General features: G+C 64.8%; 5 protein-coding genes. 4 read left to right on the plus strand and 1 reads right to left on the minus strand.

Going from position 1 to position 6,594, the window contains the following annotated elements:
* Positions 1–424: 424 nt before the first annotated feature.
* Positions 425–892, minus strand: coding sequence for a plastocyanin/azurin family copper-binding protein (locus AAGA68_27125; protein ID MEM9388744.1), 468 nt, complete (start codon positions 890–892; stop codon positions 425–427).
* Positions 893–1,087: 195 nt separating this feature from the next.
* Between AAGA68_27125 and AAGA68_27130 the strand changes: the two genes are divergently transcribed.
* From AAGA68_27130 to AAGA68_27145, 4 genes are all read left to right on the plus strand, one after another.
* On the plus strand, positions 1,088–3,010 hold the full coding sequence (locus AAGA68_27130; protein ID MEM9388745.1) for a DUF3604 domain-containing protein: 1,923 nt from the start codon (positions 1,088–1,090) through the stop codon (positions 3,008–3,010).
* Between the two features lie 46 nt (positions 3,011–3,056).
* Positions 3,057–4,667 (plus strand): CRTAC1 family protein, encoded by a 1,611-nt coding sequence (locus AAGA68_27135; GenBank protein ID MEM9388746.1) that lies wholly within the window; start codon positions 3,057–3,059, stop codon positions 4,665–4,667.
* 46 nt (positions 4,668–4,713) lie between these two features.
* Positions 4,714–5,808: a hypothetical protein gene (locus tag AAGA68_27140; GenBank protein MEM9388747.1), complete on the plus strand. Its 1,095-nt coding sequence runs from the start codon at positions 4,714–4,716 to the stop codon at positions 5,806–5,808.
* A gap of 110 nt (positions 5,809–5,918) precedes the next feature.
* Positions 5,919–6,398, plus strand: a complete 480-nt coding sequence (locus AAGA68_27145; protein ID MEM9388748.1) for a hypothetical protein — start codon at positions 5,919–5,921, stop codon at positions 6,396–6,398.
* The last annotated feature ends 196 nt before the right edge of the window (positions 6,399–6,594 follow it).

The raw sequence follows: 6,594 nt of genomic DNA on the forward strand, positions 1-6,594 counted from the left end.
GCATGAGCGACCCCAACACTCGGAAAACGCCGGCCTCAACCCTGAGAACGCCTCACAGGCACTCGCTCAGCTGCGGTCAACGCCCTACGATCTCATCTCAGGGGCTCAACGCCACACCTCATGAATAAAGCAGGCTAGTGATAGATATCGATACGTCGCTACCCAGCCAGCGTCCGAACCGCGTGTTCGAGCGACTCCATGGCGAACGCGGACTGCCGGACGTGCTTCGAGTCGACCGGCGTTCCTGCGGGAAGTCTTCACCCGCTACGCCGGCGCCTCACGTAGCCTCGATGATTCATGAGTCTTCTACTGCGTTCAGCGACACCGGTGGGCCTCGCGCGCATAGATTTGTACGCGGCTGAGATTGAAGCTCGTTTTCTGACCGACGCAGGCGTCAGGGTCTCGTTGGCGCTTGCCTTGGTGGTCAAGGAAGCGCGGCGAGGGCACCCGTCTTCGGCGCCCAAATGTGGTCCAGGCGTTCCTTGTCGATGAATACCGTCTCATCGCGATAGCGGGTGAAGAATTCGCGAGCCTCGGCCACGTTGCTCGCCTCGCCCACCACGATGACGCCGGCCATGCCCATCACGTTGTGGTAGGCGCAGTCGAATACGTACACGCCAGGTGCCCTCAGCGTCACGGTGATCGACTTCCCTTTTTGGGCACGCCAGGGTCTCGCCCCCGGCGGCACGAACGCCGACTGAGGCTGATGGTCCAAGTCGTCGACCTGGAAAGTCACCGTATCGCCCGGCGCCATGCGAAGAAAATCGGGGTCAAACAACATGGACTCGAATCCGCGCTTCGCAATAGCCTGCACGACGTGTTCTTCACTCGCGGCCGGACTGCCGACTAACAGCAGGAGCAAGAAAGCGGCGAAGTGTGGTCGATGCGTCATCGTGTTGTGCTCGTGGTGAAAACCGGCGATGAACATTCTACCGCACGCGTCTACACGGTTGGGCTGCGCCGTCCATCGCCGCGCATCACACTGATCGATGAGCGGTGAAACACTGCGCGTCGAATAGCGCTTTCCTTAACTGAAGCCAGTACGCAAGGCGTGCTGTTGTTCGGGAAGGGAAGGAAAATCCGATCGATGACTGAGCGCTTAAAGGGCAGCGTGCCGCTGCTTCTGGTGACGCTTGCCGCCGCGCCGTCGGCGCTGCACGCCGGTCCTTGCGGTGAACAGAGCCCCGTGCGCGAGGCGTATTTCGGTGATATTCACATCCACACGCGCTTCTCGGCCGACGCCTACGTCTTCGATACGCCCGGCGGCCCGGTGGAAGCCTACGAAAGTGCGAAGGGGTTGTGGACGGATCTGGCGCCCGTGACGCCAGGCGGTGCACCGCGCCAGTTTCGCATCAGCGATCCGCTCGACTTCGCCGCTGTCACCGATCATGGCGAGCTGCTCGGCGAGACCGACCTGTGCACGCAGCCTGGTGCCCAAGGCCAGGACTGGCTGTCCGATGAGATCGCCGACGACCTGCTGGATATGGGTTTTGCTGATCAATCGGCGCTCCTGCGTACCCTGTGTAGCGACTACCGAGCGACGGCCAATCCCCAGCGCAACACGGAACTCAGCCAACTGTGTGTGACCGCGCCGCAGAACACGGAGCTCTGCGCGATCGTCGGTCAGTATCTAAACAGCGTCTGGCGCGCCACCATCGACGCGGCCGAGGGCGCCTATGAGCCCTGTTCGTTCACCACCTTCGCCGCCTACGAGTGGACTTCGGGCACGGCGCAGGACGGCTCCTTCTCACGCAATCATCGCAACGTCATCTACCGCGACGTGCATAGCATCACCGACGCGGACGGCGCACCGCTGGTCCATCCCCTGCCGGCGCGCGACGCCACCGCCACACCGGGTGCCCTGCGTCATACCCTGCGGGCCGAGTGCCGCGGCCTCCCCGGCGATCCGAACAACCCGGGCTTGCCGGGCTGCGACGTCCTGGCGATTCCCCACACCTCCAACGATAGCGCTGGCAAGGCCTTTCAACTCGATCCGAACGAACACCCCAAGGCGCGAGCGGAGATGGAACCGCTCATCGAGATTATCCAGCACAAGCAGAGCAGCGAGTGCTCGCCCGCCTCCCATCCAGACGATCCCCTGTGCACCTTCGAGGTGTACGAGCCCGACCGGGGCATGCCCCTGGACATGGCCTCTGGCGGCATGGCCCGCGCCGGGCTGAACGCGGGCCTGCTGGCGCAAGCGCAGTCCGGCGACGTCAATCCGATCCAGCTCGGGTTTATCGCCAGCACGGATACGCACAACGCCACCGGCGGCGCTGTGGAAGAGGACAACTACCCCGGCCACGCGGGCGGCAAAGATGCCACCGCGTCCAGACGTCTCTCCGGACCGAACGCGTACTTTAGCCCGGGAGGGCTGGCAGGTGTCTGGGCCTACGACAACACGCGCGAGAGCATCTTCGATGCGCTGCGGGCGCGCGAGACCTTCGCGACGAGTGGACCGCGCATCAAGGTGCGCATGGTGGCGCGCTGGAGTGACGATCCGCCCTTGCCCGAATCGCCGCGCAACACCTGTGCGGAATTGGCCAGCGATGCGGTGCGCGGGGTGACCTTCATGGGGTCTACGCTGCCGACCATGCCGACGCCCACAGCGCAGCCGCAGTTCCTCATGGTGGGCATCGCGGACCCGTCGGGCGCGAGCCTGGCACGCATGAACTTGGTCAAGGCTTGGGTGGATGGCACGGGCGCGCTGCGCGAGACCCAGATCGAGCTGCCCGCCGCGCCGGCGGGCGGCAACCGCTTCCTGTGCCGCGCTTGGAAGGACGAGGTCTTCGAGCCGACCGGACCCGCCTACTATTACCTGCGCGTGCTCGAGTTGCCAACGCCGCGCTGGTCCAAGGCGGCGTGCGATGCACAGCCCGCCCCCTGGAGCTGCGACGAGGGCACTGATCTGCCGCCGCCCCAGTACGCCGCCTGCTGCGATGCCCGTGTCTACACGGATATCCAGGAGCGGGCATGGACCTCCCCCATCTTCTACGGCCCGTCGCCCTAGCCACGTGCCCCTCGCGTTCTCCAACAACAACAAGGGAATACCGATCATGCTGCATCAGCCGATTTCAATCGCATTCTTTCTCACGGGGAGCTTAGCCCTCGCCGCTCCATCCCAAGCGACGCCTCGCTTTCAAGACCTCTCGCAACAGCTAAATGGATTCATCAACTACAGTCCCGCCCAGGGGGATGGCTTCTCCGGCCTGGTCTGGGTGGACTACGATGGCGACGGTGACGAAGACCTGTTCGTCACCGGCGGCCTCGGCGCGCGCAACGGCTTGCTGCGCAATGACAGCGGCACCTTCAACGACGTGACGGAGGAGGCGGGGCTGCTCGGCGAGGCCGGCGGCTCCGGCGCGATCGCCGTGGATTTGGACAACGACGGCTTCCGCGACATCGTGGTGGTGGCCGACGGCGCCTGGGCGAGCCCCCGCGCAAGCTACATCCGCTTCTACCACAACTTAGGTGACGGCACCTTCGACAACCTGACGAGCAGCAGCAACTTGAACCTGATCCCCCAGCTGGCCGGTCAGGCGCAACACATCTCCGCCGCGGACGTTGACAACGACGGCTACGTCGACCTGTTGATCCTGGCGCCCGGCAACATCAACGATCGCACCCAGCCGAAGAACCTCCTGTTCCGCAACAACGGCGATCTGACCTTTATGGACGTCAGCAACGGCTCGGGCGTGGACACGGCCTTCGGCGCCTGCGCCTCGGTATTCACCGACTACAACAATGATGGCATGCAGGATGTGATCATCGCCGACTGCCACGAGATCAACGGTCGCCTCACGCCCATCGAAATCCTCGTCAACAACGGCGACTTCACCTTTGCCCCCCTGATGAGCTACGCAGGCACGGACAGCCGTGACTGGGACATCAAGCGTGGTTACTGGATGTGCATGGACTTGGCTGACATCGACCTCGATCTCGATCAGGACATGTTTGCGACCAACGCCGGCCCAAACGTGAACTCCGATCAGGAGCACGGCCTGTTTGAGCGCCTCGGCAACGGCAAATTCCGTACCATCGAACGCGAAGCGGGCATCTCCGCCGCCGCCCCGGACTTCGGCTTCGGCTGCGGCTTCGGTGATCTTGACAACGACCAGTACGTGGACCTGCTGATGACCGGTTCCTTCCCGAAGATCGGCGCTATTGGCCCGGGCCTTGGTAGCCCCACCCACGTCTTCCACAACCAGGGCGACAGCACCTTCGAGTCGATCGTGCAGTCTTTCAATACGAGCAATCGCTTCACCTCGGGGCTGGCGATCGCCGATTACAACCGGGATGGCTTGCTCGACTTCGCGGTCGGTACTGGGCCTGCGCCACAGACCCGTCCGACGGAAAAGCCCATCCTGCTGCGCAACAATACGGAGAATGCGGGCAACTGGGTGTCCCTGCGCCTGATCGGCAACGGCGTCACGGACAATCGCGACGCGATCGGCGCTCGCGTGCGTATCCTCGCGGGCGGTGTGATGCAGGAGCGCGAGATCCGCGCCGGGTCGAGCTGGTTGTCTCAGCATTCCCTGCGCGTGCACTTCGGCCTCGGGCAGGCGACGGAGATCAAGCGTTTGGAAGTACGTTGGCCCTCCGGTGAGGTCAGCGTCAAGCGCAACCTTCCCGTGAATGAGTACCGTAACGTGCGCCAACCGGACTGATCGGTTTGCACCTGGCGAAGGCGCTCACCCTGGAGATGATCGCAAGATGGTAAGGAAAGCATGGCTTTTGTGCCTGATCGTGATCGCCTGCGGGGCGAGCGCCGCTCCCGCCGCGGCCGACCTGTCAGCGGCCGCGTTGGGTAAGGGCTACGCGGCCGATGTGGGCGGGCATCCGGTGGCGCCAGTGCGTGAGCTGCGCGTCGCAGCAAAGGGCGGCGAGCGCGAGCTCAGCGTTCGTGCCACCTTTCCAGCGGACCTGCAGGCGCGTACGCCGGTGATCATCTTCTCCCACGGCGTGTGGGGATCCTCGACCCAGTACCAGCCCTTGGTACGCCACTGGGCCAGCCACGGCTTTGTCTGCCTGCAGCCTCAGCACGGCGACACGATCCCCGAAGCTCAGCGCGGCACCGGGTCGGCGCAAGGGGCCTTTCGAGGATGGCGTGAGCGGGCTCGGGACCTCACGCGGCTGCTCGACGCTATCGAGTCCCCACCGCGCGCTTGGGACGTCCTCGCTGAGCGCATGGACGCGTACCGAATCGGCCTGGCCGGCCACTCGTTTGGCGCACACATCGCCCAGCTCATGGGCGGGACGCGGCTCAAGGTGGATCGCCAAGGGCACACGGTGAGTCTCGCGGACGAGCGGATCGACGCCATCGTGATGTTCGCCCCGCGCGGGCGCGGGCCGCAGCTCGACGAGCGCGCGTGGGCTGAGCTCGACGTGCCGTTTATGGCCGTCACGGGCTCGAACGATATCGCGCGCCTGCGCCACGGCGAGGATGTGCACTGGCGCATGGATCCGTTTCGCTTCGCCAGCGCGTCACCGCGCTATCTTCTGTTCATCAACGGCGGCTACAACAACTTCGGCGGGCTTACGCAAACGGCGATTCGCTTCGACGGTTGGGGTGAGCCTAACGCGCAGCATGCGCGCTACGCCTTGGATTTCACCACGGCGTTCTGGGATGCCCAGCTTCGCGCTGCCCCGCAGGCTCAGCGCTACTTGAGCGAGCAAGCCGCTGACAAGCGCTACGCCGCGCGTGTCGGCGTGATACTGCTGAGCGATCCGGCGGATGTGCCTGCGCTCCTGCGAGCGGCCCCCGCGCACCGCGTGCCTCGCACGCCCATCAAGCCGCCGCGACGCTAGCCTTTCCCAGCGTTTCCCGGGGCGGATCGGGCCGTGATGCGGCGCCTGTAACTTCTGGTCGCCGGCGGTCATCTATAGGGCATCTACTCGATCAATCGGGAGCTGAGCAAATGTCCCTTATCTCACGCTTCGGCCCAGTGGCCGGCACCCTCTACATCGCCTTCGTCTTTATCCAGTCCTTGTTCTTCAAGTTCACCGGCTCGGTGGAAACGCAGCATATCTTTGGCACCCTTAACGCTTGGGCATGGCAGACCTTCGGCATCGAGGGCCTGTTCTTGCCGCCAGGCCCCTTCAATGCCTACGTCATCGGCTCGGCCGAACTCGTGGCGTCCGTACTGCTGTTGATCGGCTTGGTTACCGGTGGCCTGCGGCTGCGCCTGGCCGGCGCCCTGTTGGCCCTCGGCATCATCAGCGGCGCGATCGTCTTCCACCTGTTTACGCCGCTAGGCATCGTGGTGCTCGACGACGGCGGCCTGCTGTTCGCCATGGCCGTGGGCGTCTGGGTGGCCGCTGGCGCTCTGGCGGTCTCCGGCGCCAGTCGCCTGGGCCTGCTGGCTGGCCGTTCGGAGGTGCAGGCCGCGGCGGCCTAGTGGGCTGCTTGGTAAACAAGGTAACGCTCAGTCTGCGTGGGGCAGCGTCAGCAAGGCGCGTCGCGCAGCCAATGGCACCGCCATTGGCAAGCGATGCAACGCCGCGGACGCTGCCCCTGGGCAGACCCGAAGGGCGAGTAGCACGGGCGCCATCGCGGCGTTGGTCGAATGCAGCCATAGCTCGGCTATGGCTGCA

The organism is Pseudomonadota bacterium (assembly GCA_039193195.1).
Lineage (GTDB): Bacteria > Pseudomonadota > Gammaproteobacteria > Steroidobacterales > JBCBZW01 > JBCBZW01.